Origin of the sequence: Candidatus Spongiihabitans sp. (assembly GCF_965247905.1) — a bacterium.
Classification (GTDB): Bacteria; Pseudomonadota; Gammaproteobacteria; order Arenicellales; family Poriferihabitantaceae; genus Spongiihabitans.
Genome location: NZ_OZ252047.1, coordinates 1,571,239 through 1,587,137 on the forward strand (window position 1 = coordinate 1,571,239; position 15,899 = coordinate 1,587,137).

Here is a 15,899-nt window from a genome sequence, read left to right on the forward strand (position 1 = left end):
AACACGTGAAAAATTGTCGGTCAGCATCCAGTAAAACTAGCCGCTCTAACCAAACCAATTTCGAGCGATATGAAGAAACCGTACCAACAATTTACCGGACCGGGTCGTTAGTAGGAGGTGATCCAGCCGCAGGTTCCCCTACGGCTACCTTGTTACGACTTCACCCCAGTCATGAATCACAAAGTGGTAAGCGCCCTCCCCATCTCCGAAGATCCGGGGTTAAGCTACCCACTTCTTTTGCAACCCACTCCCATGGTGTGACGGGCGGTGTGTACAAGGCCCGGGAACGTATTCACCGCGGCATTCTGATCCGCGATTACTAGCGATTCCGACTTCATGGAGTCGAGTTGCAGACTCCAATCCGGACTACGAGCGGTTTTTTAGGGATTGGCTTGCTCTCGCGAGTTCGCAGCCCTCTGTACCGCCCATTGTAGCACGTGTGTAGCCCTACCCATAAGGGCCATGATGACTTGACGTCATCCCCACCTTCCTCCGGTTTGTCACCGGCAGTCTCCCCAGAGTCCCCGCCATTACGCGCTGGCAACTAAGGATAAGGGTTGCGCTCGTTACGGGACTTAACCCAACATCTCACGACACGAGCTGACGACAGGTGCACTACGCACGATACAAAAAATACAGCGCAAACAGGAATAACAAGGCGCCCATCACCCTATTCAGCAAGCACAGACGTCGTACATTTTGCGTGGCTTCTTTTAGTAGGCTTAGTAGGCTACCGACACCAAGCCAAGTAATGCGCGCCGCCAATAAAATAAAAATAAACCCGACTACCACAAATGCCGCGTTGCTTGCGTTGGAAGCAATGAACTGCGCGAAAACCGCGGTAACCATCATATAAAATTTTGGATTCAATAACGTGACCAACAGCCCGTCTCGAAATCGGTGTGTAACGACATTTTTGTCGATGGTATTTGGTTGCAGACGATACAACTTGATTGCCAAATACATAATGTACAACGAGCCGGCGACAACCAGCCCGCGATAAACTCCCTCGTTTTGTAGAACAACCTGAAAACCTAACAAGCAGACAATTGAAATCAGAGTTGCCGAACAAATCAATCCGCCGACAAATGGCAGGTTTTTGCAAATGCCATGATTGGCGCCCAAACCGGCCAACAGGATGTTGACCGGACCGGGACTCCAAACCAACGGCACAGTGAACAAAATAAAAAGGAACAGTTGATTCATTTGTTTATGGTAAATTTTCCAACTGTACGTCAATTTCGTTTTTGACCATATCTTCAATGGTTTGTCGCGCACGAATCAATTCGTACGTTCCCTCGCGTAATCTAATGACTTCGGGAGATTCTGGATACGAATTGAAATTTTTGACCGCCATGCTGCAACATGCCGAAAACCGGCGTTTTCTTGCACGCGCTGGGGGCCGAAATAGCTTTCGTCCAGCTCAACCGAACCAGGTTCAAACGGGCTGATGCGTTCGCAGTCATGGGCAATTCTGTCTCTGATCTTATCGACAATTCGGTTGATCGCCGGACGACTCACGCCGGTGATTTTAGCTATCTTTGACGCTTCTATATCTATGCAAAACAACTTCAATATCTCCCTAAATGCCTTCTCCGAAATTCGGGAACGGATGATATACTTGCTTTTCATAGTGTTGATAATAACTTATCGTCATAATATTTTCCTTAAAGTATCTTGAACCATTTTTAGTTATTAGCAAATTCTTCAAGGGCTTTCCCGGACAAACGGTAACCCACCCATTCCTGTTGTGATTTTGCGCCAATTGATTGATAGAACTTTATCGCCGATTCATTCCAGTCAAGAACACTCCACTCAAAGCGGCCACAGTTTTTTGAAAGCGCGATTTTTGCCAAGTGTTTTAGCATAGCCGTGCCAGCGCCAATGCCCCGGTGCTCTGGCGAAACGTATAAATCCTCAAGGTACAGCCCAGGCTTTCCCAGCCAGGTTGAGTAGTTAAAAAAATACACGGCATACCCGATAGGCTCATGCCCTTTACTGCATATTACGGCACTCGTTGTCGAGTCGCCGCAAAACAAAGAATTTTTAATATCAACCACTGTGGCGACCACTTCATTCCTGGCTTTTTCATAAGCGGCAAGTTCCGTCACAAACTTGAGAATCAGCGCAGCGTCTTCAACAGTCGCTTGACGAATTTCTATCATCGGCACTCGTTACTCCAAATTATGATGACAGATAACACTGATATCACCGACAACGTTGAGCGTTAGCGAAACTTGTCCGGGGCATCGTTTTGTTAAGCACTCAGCCTTTCAAGCGCTTTAATCCAACACTCAAAAGTTGATTTGTTGTATAGAAAAAAACTAATTGCCAAATTCTTATATTTACTTTTTAGGCAAGTTGATATTGCGATTTCAGCCGCCTCTTGAATAGGGTAACCATAGACCCCACAAGAAATTGCTGGGAAAGCGATAGACTTGCAGTCGTTTAAAACAGCAAGGTCTAAACTGTTAGTATAAGCTGAGGCAAGACAATGTTCAGGGGTTTTCTCGATTTTATACCTGGGGCCAACTGTATGTATAATAAACTTTGCTTTTAAATTGCAACCAGAAGTGATTCTTGCTTCTCCGGATGGACAACGAATACCATTAGTTGCTTTAACCCTGCGACATTCTTCTAATAGTTTTGAACCCGCAGCTTTATGGATAGCGCCATCTACACCGCCGCCACCAAGCATAATGGGGTTGGCAGCATTAACAATTACATCTACGGATGCAGTTGTGATGTCGCCTGGTGTGATATTAATTTGACTCATTGAATTTGATACCTAACTTCGCAAATAACCGGCGCATTTTAAGCACCAGCGAAATATGAGGCGTGTTGATTTGCCTTGTTAGGCGCTAATTGCGGCCGGATGGTTGAATTGAAAGTGCCTTATAATGGCTTCTGCGTCTTCAAATTGACCTAATTCCCTCTTGATTTCAGCCTTCATTATGCGCTCATCGTCATCTCAAGTAACTGCAAGTTCCCCCGTTCTTCATCAGACAAATTTTGTTTTTTATTAGCACCTCTTCTTTTATCATTTCCAGCCCACCATGCACGCAAACGAAGGTACTGTTCTTTTTTTTCACTGAGATCGCTTGTTTTCAGTTTAGAAAAATAATCATGTAATTCTGGCGCGCTGTATGATTTCGCGCTTTTAGTAGCCCCACTATTGCGGAATGGGTCAACTTCTCCTATTTTCTCCTGTTCATCAGCCCATACGAGGGCTTGGCAGTGAGGGCATTTTACAAGCCAAGGCTGATCAGGAAGCATTGGCGCATCTTTTTTGCCATCAGTCTAAAATGTAGCGCCAAACGTATTACCTGATGCAATAGTATGTTCTTCTACCAAGCCAGAACATTCTGAGCATGTTTTGATTATTGTGGGTCCTGGCATCATTTTCGTTCTCCGTTTCTTGAACTAACACCCAGCTTTTACAGTGTCCGAGTGCAACCGATTGTTAGCGCTATTTGCGTAGTTCATATGCTTGTTTTAGTAAAGATTTTATAATCTCTTCCTTTTCAGAAATATCTTTTTCCGTTAATTTTAATCTGTAATTTCCCCAGCGTTTGTCGTAGTCAAGCACATCAAGCGAACTTGAAGTGATCTCTTCTGTTTTCTCTGTCTGAGGCAGGCGTATGTCAAGACGCAACCCACTTCTTTGAGGACGGCATACTGCAAAATTACATGCGCGGCCATCAACCCAAAACCCGATATAATGTTTGTTATAACTAAACTCGACAGAAGGCAAAAAGGATTCCGATATATCAAGAATCTTGTCTGCTAGTAAAACTGTTTTTTTGGCGCCTCGTTTTTCCCAGTAACTTCGGTCTGTTGGTTCTGATGCTTCTTCATCTTCTCCAAGGTATCCAAGTTTCACGGTATCAAGGACTTTAGTAAATTGAAGTCCTATACCTTCTGGAGTGTCGATGGCTATCACCTGAATTGCAACAATTGGAATAAAACCATTAAATAAACCGATTACATTCAAAAACCTACTCGTTATATCCTCAGCAACTAGTACCGCCGTATGGTCATATTGGGGATATTTTCTTCTTTCAATGTCCCAATATTCAATGGTTCTAACAATGTGGGATTCGTCGGTTGCACCTAACTGTATTTCCACTTCATGCCTTCCATGTCCATCTGCATCTTGCAACAGCAAATCTAACCGACCAGCACCAATATGACTTCTTTCTTTATCTTTTAGAATGACATCACCAACACCGATAATTGAAGGGTCGTCAGCAATAATGTCCTGCAACCATCTTTCATTAAACTGTGGATGGTTTTTCAAATTCACCGTTTTAAGTTTGATGTGTTTCATATCTTTCTTTGGGTACTAACATTTAGTATTAAGGCATTATTGCTTTTGTATACCGTATTAAAAATAGGTTCAAGATACTTTAAGGTATAGTGAAATGGTCATACCTAATTGTTCTATAAATGAAAAACAAGCATGTCATTCGTTGCCGAATTCGGATAATAAATTCAGGGCGATTCCACGGCTGTTTTGCCTTGATATCGAGGCTTGCGAAGTCGCTCAAATCACTGGCATCTCTGGCCCAGGGACCAGCCGATTGTATATTCAAATCAGACAACACATCGCCGGGCAATGCGAGCATATGTGTTGTCTGATTCATTGCCCGTTTTGCTCCTTTCCAGCGGTGTTTTAGCACCGCCCTCTCGGCCGTCATTCTCGCATTGAACGGCGCGGCATCAAAGCAAAGGAGTCCGGCGTAGCCGGACTCCTTTGAAAGAGTGTGAGTCTCGCTTCAATATGCGCCACGAAAATAGGTGTCAATATCTGCTAAAATCTATCCGAAATCGACCGCTTAAAGTATCTTGAACCTAAAAATAAAACCATGTGTTTTTTCATTGCCATTGGTTAAATCTTGTCAACAATGCCTAATTGGTATTATGTTCAAAACCTGTCAATAACTGATTTAATGCGGTGGCCATTATAATCAAAAATAAAAACCCTATTGTAAAAAACAGAAAATGAGGTATAGAATTCACGGCATATTTTTTTAAGGATTTCATTCAGTCATCATGGCAGCCACCACGGAACAAGCACTTGAGATTTTAAAACAACGATACGGATATCCGGCCTTTCGTGGGTCGCAAGCGGCAATCATTGAGACTGCATTGGCGGGACGCGACTGTGTTGTATTGATGCCCACTGGCGGCGGTAAATCCATCTGTTACCAGATTCCCGGAATACTTCGCGAGGGACTCGCTCTGGTTGTTTCTCCGCTCATCGCACTGATGCAGGATCAGGTTTCGGCATTGCGTCAACTGGGTTTTAATGCCGCATTTTTAAACTCCACGCTTTCATTTAACCAGCAACGTGAGATTTTTCGTCAGCTTGAGTCCGGTCAGTCGGCCAATAAATTAGAAATTCTTTATGTCGCGCCAGAGCGATTACTGCAACCCGATACACTACAGCGGCTAACGCAAATAAAACTGTCGTTGATTGCCATTGACGAAGCTCACTGCGTTTCCCAATGGGGCCACGATTTCAGGCAGGACTACCTTTCCCTGGATATCTTGGCGCAGCATTTTCCGCAAACACCGAGGATGGCGTTGACGGCGACTGCTAATCAACGAACACGTCAGGAAATTGCATTCAGACTGGCTTTGAAAAAACCCGAGTTTTTTATCAGCAGTTTTGATCGCCCAAATATCCGCTACCTGGTGCAACCCAAACTAGATGCCCGCAAACAACTATTGACCTTTTTGCAAACCCATCAGCATGAATCAGGCATTATCTATTGCCTGTCTCGCAAAAAAGTCGAGCAAACTGCCGAATGGTTGAACAACAAAGGATTTCCGGCTTTGCCTTATCATGCCGGGTTTGATAGCCAGACGCGCTCAAACCATCAACAACGCTTTCTCGTTGAGGAAGGTGTCATCATGGTTGCCACCATTGCGTTTGGTATGGGCATCGACAAACCTGATGTCAGATTTGTGGCACACCTGGATTTGCCTAAAAGCATCGAATCCTATTATCAGGAGACCGGCCGCGCCGGTCGTGACGATTTGCCGGCCGAGGCCTGGATGGTTTATGGATTGCAGGATGTCGTTCGGCTATCCAAAATGTTGGCGGAGTCGCAGGCCAATGAACAATTCAAACGAGTCGAGCGCTCTAAACTGGATGCCTTGTTGGGTTGGTGCGAGGTCAGCCGTTGCCGCCGTATTGCGTTGCTGGATTATTTTGGCGAATCACGCCCGCCCTTGGAACAATCGCCTTGCGGGAATTGTGACATCTGTCTGATGCCGCCGGAAACCTGGGATGCGACCCTGGATGCACAGAAACTGCTGTCCGGCGTGGTGCGAACCGGGCAGCGTTTCGGCGCCGCTCATGTCATCGACGTGCTGATTGGAAAGACCACGGTTAAAGTAAAACAACATCGGCATAACCAACTGAGCGCCTTTGGATTGGGTCAGTCAGACAGCGTGCAACATTGGCGGTCGGTCATTCGGCAACTGATCGTGCAGGGATACTTATATAGTGATGCGGAGCGATATGGCGCGCTGCGGTTAACCGAAAAGAGTCGTCCGTTGCTGCGTGGCGAAATTGCATTGATGCTACGCCACGATGGCGTTGTTGCCAAGAGTCAAGGCAAAGCCCAAAGTGATGACCGGAGTGATGACCAAAGTGATGATCAGGGCGATGACCAAATTAAACGCAGGCGCAAAGATACGCCGACCGCCTTATCCGGCGTTATCTCCGGTGGGCCCGAGGAATTCCCGCCATTGTGGGACGCGCTGAAACGTTGCCGTACGGCGCTTGCCGAACAAAATGGCGTGCCGCCTTATGTTATTTTTCACGATAGCACCTTGAAAGAAATGATGCTGTTGCGCCCAAAGACGCTGAGCGAATTGCTGGCCATTAACGGCGTCGGCGATACCAAACTGGAACGATATGGCGAACGATTTTTAGGCGTGATTGCAGACCAGACCTGAGCGCTTGTTTTGGATTACGGTTTCACCACCCCTTGCGTTAAAAACAAACCGCATCAAAAAAGCAGGACTTCATGACAGCAGTTTGGCGATCGCTTTTGGGTTTGACGGGAAGTAGAAATGCAAATAACTGGCGGTGATATTGTCGGTTTGATAGATCGGCTCGCCCGGCGCCGAGTGGCGCAGTCTTTTTCCGAAGGCAATCGGCTGCATGGTATTTTCGCATCGCGTGCGGTGATGAGCGTGCGCGCGAAGTTCGCCTTGCGGCAACGGCGCGATTTGCATGCCCTGGCAGCCGCCGCGCTCGCGCATCACGCCATCGCCCGGCAAAACCGCCATCATTTCCGCTCGTTCGCCGGGCACGTCGGTGAGCGAATTCATCAGATAAAGCATGCCGCCGCACTCGGCCAGAATTTTCTTTCCGCTCGCATGAAACTTTTTGACTTGGCGTCGCATCGCGTCGTTGGACGACAACTTTTGATGATGCAATTCCGGGTAACCGCCGGGTAGCCATAATGCGTCCACCGCTGGAATTGCCCGGTCGTTTAACGGCGAAAAGTAAACGCAAGTCGCCCCCATTTGCTCGAGTAATTTTATGTTGGCGGCATAGATGAAGGAAAACGCGTCGTCCTTGGCGATGCCGATGGTCGATCCACCGAGCAACATTTCGGGTTCGGCAATGTCATGATCGGCAAACTCCACGCGGTCAGGAATTTTTGTCAGGCCAGACTGCGCCATCACCTCGGCCAACGCATCCAGCCGCTGGTCGATATCCGCCACTTCGTCGGGATGCACCAAGCCCAGGTGCCGCTCTGGGAGAGCAATATCGGGATGGCGGCCGACGCAGCCGAGCAGCGCAACTTGGCGCGGCATTGATTCAGAAATCAGTTGTTGGTGTCGTTCACCGGCCAACGCATTGGCGATCACGCCGGCAATCTGCAGCCGCGGCCGGTGCGTGGCCAAGCCCAAGGCAATGGCGCCGAAGGTCTGCGCCATGGCGCGGGCGTCCATCACGATAGCAATGGGAATGCCGAAATATTCCGCCAAGTCCGCGCTGCTGGGCGCGCCGTCGAACAGGCCCATCGCACCTTCAAATAGAATCAGGTCGGCCTCGCATGCCGCTTGATATAAAATGTGCTTGCATTCGGCCTCGCCGACCATCCACAAATCGATCTGGGTCACGGGCGCGCCGCAAGCGCGCTCCAGAATCAGCGGGTCGAGATAGTCCGGGCCGGTTTTGAACACGCGCACATCCAAGCCGCGGTTGCGATGGTAGCGGGCGATGCCAGCAGTGATGGTGGTTTTCCCCTGGCCGGAAGCGGGCGCGCAAAAGAACAGGGCCGGGCATTTGACTTTTGCCCGGGTTGCATGAATCGCCCGTGTTGCCCGCGCCGCCCGCGTTGTCGGATTTACCATTCGATGCCGGGTTGCGCTTTCACGCCTTTGCGAAAGGCATGCTCAATATCCGCGATTTCGCTAATCGTGTCGGCAATGTCCATCAGCGCGCGGTGCATGGTGCGTCCGGTAATAATGACATTTTGATTTTCAGGGCGCGCGTTCAACGCCGCAACCACGGGTTCAACATCCAGATAGTCATACTTAAACATATACGACATTTCATCAAATACCAGAATATGATAGCGGTCGTCCTGCAGCATCTTCCGCGCTATTTGCCAAGCCTGCGCCGCAGCCGCGATGTCCTGGTTTTTGTCCTGGGTTTCCCAGGTAAAGCCATGCCCCATGACATGAAAATCCACGCTCGGGTGATCCTTGAAAAACCGATATTCGCCGGTTTCTTTCCGGCCCTTGATGAACTGCACCAAGCCCGCTTGCTGGCCATGACCGAGCGCGCGCGCCATGGTGCCGAATGCCGACGAACTCTTGCCTTTGCCGTTGCCCTTCATCAGGATCAAAACTCCGCGTTGTTGATTGGCTCGGGCGATGCGTTGGTCGATCACCGCTTTTTTCTTTAGCATCCTGGCGCGGTGCCGGTCGTCCTCGACGCTATCGTTTTTGTGGGCATCGGTCATCAGTGTACTCGTGATTCAGGTTCGTAACTCAGGTTCGTAATTCAGGCCAGCGGCAACTCGGAGACATGAATATATTGTGCGGGGATTTGCTCCGCCAAGCACTTGCCCTGTCCCAGTTTAATACGGCTCGATTCAATATCCACGATGGTTATGGGGTGCGCTGACAACACCGGATGGCGCATCGCCGACTGCATTGAAATGAGGGGCAATCTGCCGTCGGTCACCAGAAAAATGGAGCAATTTAAGTGCCGATAACGCTGGCGGTTAAGCAGGCTCTCGGCATAATTCAGGGCTTGTCCTGCCGGGGTGCCGCCGCCAGCGCGAATCGAATCCAGTTTATCTTGAATATCATGCGGCGCGCGTTGCGGATGAAGCAAAGTGCTGACTCGATCATTGCCAAAAGTGACAATACTCAACTGTCGCCGTTTTTGATAACTGCGTTTTGATAACGCTTTCAGCACGCCTTTGGCCTGACTTAGCCCCTGTCCGCTTAAGGTTGATGCGGATATATCCAGCAACACCAAATCCAGTTCGATGGAGGCCGGCCGCGGGTAACGAAATTGCAACTCCAGGTTATGTTCGCGGTTATGCGCGCGCACGCGGCGGCGTCCGTTATGAGGCGCGCCGACCTGATGATGCAGGCCCAAGGTTCGGAACCAGTCTATTTTGCGGTTGTTATTCTGGCGGTGGTTGTGCTGGCATTGACGGGTAAACCGGGGCGACCGCGATGCGCCGCTGCGCTGGTCCGCGTAGGTGGCTTGCGCCGATGACGCGCGACCGCCGCGGGCCGCCGGCAAGGACATGACGCGCGCCGCCGCGGGCATCAGGCGCGCCGCCGCCGTGGCGGTTGACACCGTAGCCATGGCGCCGCCATATCCTTGCTGGGATGATGCTTGTTTGGATGATGCTTGCGAGGATGACTTTGGCCTGGACGAGCCCGGGCTGGAGGCGTCCTGATTTCGCGCCGAAGGCTCGCCGCCGGCATTGCCCGATGACCCGTCGTTGTCCGCTGGCGCCGGTTGCTTGCGCTCGGCTGCCTGGCGGCGATGCGCCAATACCAAAGGCGCGACCGCGTCCAAATCAGACGCGAACACTACGCGGCGGTGGTCCAGTGCCGCGCTAGCGCAACTGGCGCGGTGCATGGTGAGATCCGCCCGAAAACCTTCAACATTGGCGTCGGCGCAGCGTTGCGCGATCTGGGCGCGCATTGAATCCGGCACGGTCACGGTTGACAAATGTTTTTTCGCCAACGCAATCTGCTCGCGTAACGCGTCTTGCTCGGCGCGATGATGCTCAAGAAACTGCTCGGGGTCGCGGTCATAAGCCAAGCGTTGGCGCACAATTTGCTCGCGTTCGACCAATGAAAACGTGGTTGCAACCTGCGCCATCAGGCCAAAACGATCCAGCAGTTGCGGCCGCAGTTCGCCTTCGTCCGGATTCATCGTGCCGACCAGTGAAAATTTGGCGTCATGTCGATGGCTGATGCCATCTCGCTCGACCAGATTGATTCCTGATGCGGCGGCGTCCAGCAGCAGATCGACCAGATTGTCGTTGAGCAGATTGACTTCGTCAACATAGAGAATGCCGCCGTTGGCTTTTGCCAACAGGCCTGGCCGGAACGCGACTTCGGAATGGTTCAGCGCTTTTTCCAGATCGAATGACCCGGTGATCATTTCTTCGCTGGCGCCCAGCGGCACGGTAACAAACGGCTGATTTTGGGTCAGGTCGGCAAGACCGCGCACCACGGTTGATTTTGCGCTGCCGCGTGGCCCGCTGAGCAGCACCCCGCCTATTTGCGGATCGACGCTGATCAGCAATAGCGCGGTCTTTAATTGATCCTGACCGACAATGGCGGAGAAAGGGAAGTTTGGTTGCATCGTTTGGTTATAGTTTTGATGGCGCGGAGATCAGTCGAAGCGCACAAAACGAGTGCTGATGAATCCACTCAGCGACCCCAGTAGCACACAGAAAATCAACATGCCGATGGACGACATGATCACAAACTGGCGCGACAGTTCGTTCAATGCCGCCACCGCAGCAGGGTCGCTATTGACGTAACCGTGGGCGGTTGGGGCCGGCGCGACGATGCAATGAGGCAGGACAATCATGATGATTCCTGCAAACTTAACCAGCCGACGAGCATAGTAAATAATCAATAATCCCGCGGCGGTCGAAATGGCAATGGAGATCCACATTAGTTGGCGATGTTGCAGGGGTTGCGCGAGGGTGCCGGGTATTTCCGGTTGCAGCCCCAATAGCGCTGGCGCGACAAACATTGATGCCATCAGTCCAAGCCCCCATATTATGCCTGTTTTCCAATTGACCTTGAGTTTGCTGGATTTCAGGTTGTGCAATGACATCGCGCAAATCAGCAGCAGGGATAATCCCATGCCGATCAGGATATTGGCGCCGAGCGTGGCCAGTATTCGTTGCATCCGGTCCGCCGGCGCCCATGCAAGATCCGCCGCCGCAAGACCGTTCGACTCATTGACTTCATACACTTCGGCGGCATAAATAATCGGGTTGATTTTGAGTTGCTGGAACAGCCCGTATAAAGCGCCGGCGATGAGGCCCGCCACCAATGCGGAAAACACGATGTTTCTAAACGTCATTGACGGATACCCCTGACCGATAAACCCGGAGTGATAAACCCTGAGTGATAACCCTGAGAAAGCGTTGCACGAAGATCCAAGCCGGCGCCGCAGAGAGCGCCCAGGAAACACTAAGGCTTAAATACTGCCAGCGTATTAGTGACAGGGAAACGCGACCGCGTGTCGGCCGTCATGCGCCGCATTATGCGCCACGTCGATTGAGGCGAAGCCGACTCCATAAAGCATGACCAGGCCCAGCAAAATCGCGCCAAAAATTTGAACCATAGCGGATTGCCTAATAGCAGTGAACCTGAGAGCAATGGACCTGACGGCGATGGCTGGACTGCTTGGCGCTGCCGCCTTGAAAATTTGTTGGAAAGTTTGTTGCATTTGTGATTTCTCCGGTACACACACACCCGTGTGCAAATAGTGATTCATTTTAATACGCAATGCAGATTTGAAGACAGACAGCAAACGCGGGTTATCTGCACGTTGTATCCCAATCAAGCAAGGCTTGGTTCCGGGCTTTATCAAATTCGCATTGCGTATTTGAACCGTTGCGGGGGCAGCGCAGGCTAATCTTGGGCTTGCTCGCATCAGCAATACCACAAAATATTCTGTCTTCCCAATAAACTCTGCCAGTAAATTCTGAAAGAGACCTTGACTTAATCCGCCGCATTATAGCAAACATATTCAAAAAGTAATCCTGTTGATCTGTTTATTCATGATTTTTTTCTGCGGTTTTTGTGTTGACCGATACCGATCTGTCCGTGACTATGTCATTTCAGATATATTTTGCGGGCCGGCATTTATAACACCGCTTTGAAATTGAAAGGTATAATCCGCCGATTCAGAAGCACAATATCAATGTTACAATGTCAATTCTAAATGCACTGCCCGACAATTGCGGAATCATTATCTGCGGTCACGGCAGCCGGGCGAAAATCGCCGAACAAGAGTTCAGCCTGCTGATGTCGGGCTTGCGCGCCAGATGCCCCAATCTCCAGATTGAATATGGGTTTTTGGAATACTCTTCGCCGAATATTCACATGGCGCTGGATCGGCTGCTTGCGGCCGGCGTGAAAAATATATTCGCGCTGCCCGGAATGTTGTTCAGCGCGACCCATGCCGGCAATGATATTCCCTCGGTGTTGACCGCCTATATGCAAAAGCATCCGCGGATTACCATTAAATACGGCACGGCGCTGGGTTTGCATGATGAGATGATTCAGGCCTTTCAGCATCGCATCATGGCGGCGGTGGGATTGGAACGCCTACCTGAAGCGGGCGCGCTGTATGACACCCTGCTGGTGGTGGTGGGACGCGGCACCTCGGTGGCGACCGCCAATGCCGAGGTTGCGAAACTGACCCGGATTGTGGCTGAGAATATGGGCTTTGGCTGGTGCGAGACAGTGTACGCCGGGGTGACGTTTCCATCAGTCGGTCGCGGCCTGGAAATGGCGGTCAAACTGGGATTCAAGAAGATTGTGGTGGCACCGTATTTTCTGTTCTCTGGCCGACTGATTGGGCGCATTAACGCCTATGTCGAAAAGATCGCGGCGAAAAATCCCGACATCGAGTTTATGCTGGCGGATTATTTGCGTGATCAGGCCCATGTTATCAATGCCTTTATGATCAGAATCGAGGAAACGGTGTCCCAGCCTGCAGTCAATGACGGGTTGCTGGAAAACTTCCAGGCCAGACTGGCCGCAGGCGAGGCCAGCGTTCATCATCATCATGCTGAATTTGAACCCGATCGGCCGCACAATCATGATCATTCCCATAGCCATGACCACGACCGCGGTCACAGACACGAATATTATCGTCATATTGCCCATCCGCATGGTCCCAGAAGCATGATCGATGAGCAGGTTTGCTGCTGTTTTATGAGCCAGTTCCCTGAACAAGTCATTGCAGAAGCGCGGCGGTTGCGGCAAAAACGCGGGCCGCCCGATGCGGATGATCGCACACCGCAATGCCAAACCGCGCATGATTGAACTGATCATTGGCGGTGCGCGTAGCGGCAAGAGCGCGCACGCTTTATCCCTTGCCGAAGCGCGTGATGCCGATTTGCATTTTGTCGCGACCGCGCAACCGGCCGACGATGAAATGGCGGCGCGCATCGAACGCCACCAACGCCAGCGCGGCGCGCGCTGGAATTTAATCGAAGAGCCGCGCTATTTGTCGCGGATTACTGAACATTTCGGCGAGACCGATGTGCTGCTGGTGGACTGCCTGACGCTGTGGCTGTCAAACTGGTTATGCTCCGATATGCCAAAACAAGGACATGATCAAGGACATGAACAATGGCATGAGAAATGGCATGAAGAAAAACAGAATTTTCAGCATGGCTTGCAGCAGTCCGCGGCGCATTGGCTGCTAGTCAGCAATGAAGTCGGAATGGGCGTTACCCCGACCAACCGTCTTAGTCGGCAATTCATCGATGAAAGCGGGTGGCTGCATCAGGAGTTGGCGCAAATCGCGAGCCGTGTGACCACGATGACGCATGGCATTCCCCACCTGCTTAAATCGTAATGATAAAATCGCAATGACATGAATGAAATGAGCCGGAATGATTGGTTTTTAAATCGCTGCCCGTCAATAGACGAGGCCGCGGCGCAACAGGCGCAACAACGACAACAGCAACTGACCAAGCCGCCCGGGTCGCTGGGTCGTCTGGAGCAAGTCGCGGTGGCGTTATCGTCAATGCAGTCCAGCCTGGCGCCGACCGTGGACAATGTTGAAATCGCGATATTCGCGGGCGACCATGGCGTCGCCAATGAGGGTGTCAGCGCGTTCCCGCAGGCGGTTACCGCGGAGATGGTGAAAAACTTTGTTCGCGGCGGCGCCGCCATTAGTGTGATCGCGAAGCAGATTGACGCCGGGTTAACCGTGGTCAATGCCGGCGCCATTAACCCAGAGGATTTTGGCGCGCCGGTGATCGATCAACCGATTGCTCAGGGCACTCAGAATATTGCGCTGCGCTCGGCCATGACGCGCTCGCAATGTATGGCGGCGCTGGCGTTGGGGAAGAGCATTATCGATGAATACACCGATAATATTGACCTGGTCATTGGCGGCGAAATGGGCATCGGCAACACCACCTCAGCGACTGCGCTGGCGGCCGCTTTTGGCATTTCCGCGGCCGCAAACTTAGTGGGTCCCGGAAGCGGATTGGATAGCCAGGGGGTTGCCAATAAGTTAAAAATCATCGAAAAAGCATTGGCGCGCCTGCAAGAAACCCAGCAGCCACGATCGCCGCAACCACGACAACCCATTGACTTGCCCATTAATTTGCCCATTAATTTGCCCATTAATTTATTAGGCGAATTGGGCGGCTTTGAGATTGTCGCGCTGGTCGGTTTTTATATCGGCGCGGCGCAACGCGGCATGACTATTCTGGTTGATGGCTTCATCTCCACCGTCGCGGCCTTTGCGGCATGCCAAGTTAATTCCGGGGTCAGGCAGTGGATGTTGTTTTCGCATGACTCCGCCGAACCCGGCCATCGCTTGGTATTGCAGGCTTTATCGGCGCAACCCTTGCTTTCGCTGGGAATGAGGTTAGGCGAGGGCAGCGGCGCGGCAGTCGCGGTCAACTTATTGCGATGCGCCTGCGCCTTGCAAAACGACATGGCGACTTTTGCCGAGGCCGGGGTCTCAGACGGCGCGGATGAATAACGGCGCCAAGCGCACCGAAATTGATTTGTTGCGGCACGGCGAGCATGTTCTCGGCGACGTGATTTGCGGCGTCACCGACCCGAAGTTGTCGGAAGCAGGCTGGGCGCAGTTGCATAATCAATGCGCCAGGCTGGTGCAGCAGGGGGCGCAGTGGGATGTCTGCATCACTTCGCCGCGCCAGCGCTGCGCCGACTTTGCCGAACACTTGAGCCAGCGTCTGGCCATCGAATACGTGGTTGACGACGGCTTCGCGGAAGTGGATTTTGGACGATGGGAAGGTCGGTCATATCGTGAAATAGCAAACACATATCCGGGGCAGTGGCAAGCCTGGCTGGCGCAACCCACCAAGCCGGCTCCGCACGGCGGCGATCGATACGCAGAATTTCTGCAGCGCATTCATCAATCCTGGATCGCGCTGATCAATCGGCGCCAAGGCAAACGAATATTATTGGTCATTCACGGCGGCGTTACCCGGGCAATTTTCGCCAGCGTGTTCGATCTCGCGCCAGGCACGCTGTTTCGATTTCGCGTGCCGCACGCCTGCCATAGCCGAATCATTGCCTATCACCAAGCCAATGCCGCGGACTGGTTCCAACTCGACTCCCACAATTCGAGTTCTGCATGATGAATT

16 protein-coding genes and 2 other annotated features are annotated in these 15,899 nt (G+C 51.4%); of the genes, 6 read left to right on the top strand and 10 right to left on the bottom strand.

Going from position 1 to position 15,899, the window contains the following annotated elements; genetic code table 11:
- Positions 1-123: 123 nt before the first annotated feature.
- Positions 124-270: a sequence feature (16S ribosomal RNA rRNA prediction is too short), on the bottom strand.
- Positions 271-282: 12 nt separating this feature from the next.
- Positions 283-798: a sequence feature (16S ribosomal RNA rRNA prediction is too short), on the bottom strand.
- Positions 799-1,281: 483 nt separating this feature from the next.
- From ACP158_RS08105 to ACP158_RS08125, 5 genes are all read right to left on the bottom strand, one after another.
- A complete protein-coding gene (locus ACP158_RS08105) occupies positions 1,282-1,632 on the bottom strand; it encodes a hypothetical protein (protein ID WP_424945656.1) in 351 nt (116 codons plus the stop codon).
- A gap of 56 nt (positions 1,633-1,688) precedes the next feature.
- A complete protein-coding gene (locus ACP158_RS08110; protein WP_424948428.1) occupies positions 1,689-2,165 on the bottom strand; it encodes an N-acetyltransferase family protein in 477 nt (158 codons plus the stop codon).
- Between the two features lie 92 nt (positions 2,166-2,257).
- Positions 2,258-2,776 carry a macro domain-containing protein gene (locus ACP158_RS08115; protein ID WP_424945657.1) on the bottom strand — a complete coding sequence of 173 codons (519 nt, stop codon included), beginning with the start codon at positions 2,774-2,776 and terminating at the stop codon, positions 2,258-2,260.
- A 176-nt stretch (positions 2,777-2,952) separates the two neighbouring features.
- Entirely contained in the window at positions 2,953-3,276 is a 324-nt protein-coding gene (locus tag ACP158_RS08120) for a hypothetical protein (protein WP_424945658.1), read from the bottom strand.
- A 193-nt stretch (positions 3,277-3,469) separates the two neighbouring features.
- Positions 3,470-4,330 carry a DUF5655 domain-containing protein gene (locus tag ACP158_RS08125; RefSeq protein ID WP_424945659.1) on the bottom strand — a complete coding sequence of 287 codons (861 nt, stop codon included), beginning with the start codon at positions 4,328-4,330 and terminating at the stop codon, positions 3,470-3,472.
- 94 nt (positions 4,331-4,424) lie between these two features.
- Between ACP158_RS08125 and ACP158_RS08130 the strand changes: the two genes are divergently transcribed.
- Positions 4,425-4,679, top strand: coding sequence for a hypothetical protein (locus ACP158_RS08130; protein WP_424945660.1), 255 nt, complete (start codon positions 4,425-4,427; stop codon positions 4,677-4,679).
- Between the two features lie 376 nt (positions 4,680-5,055).
- The gene (gene recQ, locus ACP158_RS08135) at positions 5,056-6,972 is read left to right on the top strand and encodes a DNA helicase RecQ (protein ID WP_424945661.1); all 1,917 of its coding nucleotides are present in this window, start codon (positions 5,056-5,058) and stop codon (positions 6,970-6,972) included.
- A 69-nt stretch (positions 6,973-7,041) separates the two neighbouring features.
- Here the strand turns inward: recQ and ACP158_RS08140 are convergent, their stop codons facing one another.
- The 5 genes from ACP158_RS08140 to ACP158_RS08160 all read right to left on the bottom strand — a co-directional run bounded on the left by ACP158_RS08140 (position 7,042) and on the right by ACP158_RS08160 (position 12,187).
- Complete coding sequence (locus ACP158_RS08140; protein WP_424945662.1) at positions 7,042-8,385, bottom strand: cobyrinate a,c-diamide synthase; 1,344 nt, start codon at positions 8,383-8,385, stop codon at positions 7,042-7,044.
- Entirely contained in the window at positions 8,379-8,999 is a 621-nt protein-coding gene (cobO, locus tag ACP158_RS08145) for a cob(I)yrinic acid a,c-diamide adenosyltransferase (protein WP_424945663.1), read from the bottom strand. Before cobO ends, ACP158_RS08140 begins: the two co-directional genes overlap by 7 nt.
- A gap of 41 nt (positions 9,000-9,040) precedes the next feature.
- Entirely contained in the window at positions 9,041-10,876 is a 1,836-nt protein-coding gene (locus ACP158_RS08150; protein WP_424945664.1) for a VWA domain-containing protein, read from the bottom strand.
- 30 nt (positions 10,877-10,906) lie between these two features.
- Positions 10,907-11,611, bottom strand: a complete 705-nt coding sequence (locus ACP158_RS08155; RefSeq protein ID WP_424945665.1) for a CbtA family protein — start codon at positions 11,609-11,611, stop codon at positions 10,907-10,909.
- A 135-nt stretch (positions 11,612-11,746) separates the two neighbouring features.
- On the bottom strand, positions 11,747-12,187 hold the full coding sequence (locus ACP158_RS08160; protein ID WP_424948429.1) for a CbtB domain-containing protein: 441 nt from the start codon (positions 12,185-12,187) through the stop codon (positions 11,747-11,749).
- Positions 12,188-12,465: 278 nt separating this feature from the next.
- On the opposite strand from ACP158_RS08160, the gene ACP158_RS08165 reads away from it, so the two are divergent.
- Genes ACP158_RS08165 through ACP158_RS08180 form a run of 4 tightly spaced genes read left to right on the top strand, consistent with a single transcriptional unit; the run spans position 12,466 to position 15,893 of the window.
- Entirely contained in the window at positions 12,466-13,587 is a 1,122-nt protein-coding gene (locus tag ACP158_RS08165; RefSeq protein ID WP_424945666.1) for a sirohydrochlorin chelatase, read from the top strand.
- On the top strand, positions 13,580-14,125 hold the full coding sequence (gene cobU, locus ACP158_RS08170) for a bifunctional adenosylcobinamide kinase/adenosylcobinamide-phosphate guanylyltransferase (RefSeq protein WP_424945667.1): 546 nt from the start codon (positions 13,580-13,582) through the stop codon (positions 14,123-14,125). The genes ACP158_RS08165 and cobU overlap by 8 nt, the downstream gene beginning before the upstream one ends.
- A gap of 27 nt (positions 14,126-14,152) precedes the next feature.
- Positions 14,153-15,268: a nicotinate-nucleotide--dimethylbenzimidazole phosphoribosyltransferase gene (locus tag ACP158_RS08175; protein WP_424945668.1), complete on the top strand. Its 1,116-nt coding sequence runs from the start codon at positions 14,153-14,155 to the stop codon at positions 15,266-15,268.
- Positions 15,261-15,893, top strand: coding sequence for a histidine phosphatase family protein (locus ACP158_RS08180; RefSeq protein ID WP_424945669.1), 633 nt, complete (start codon positions 15,261-15,263; stop codon positions 15,891-15,893). Before ACP158_RS08175 ends, ACP158_RS08180 begins: the two co-directional genes overlap by 8 nt.
- Positions 15,894-15,899: the final 6 nt, after the last annotated feature.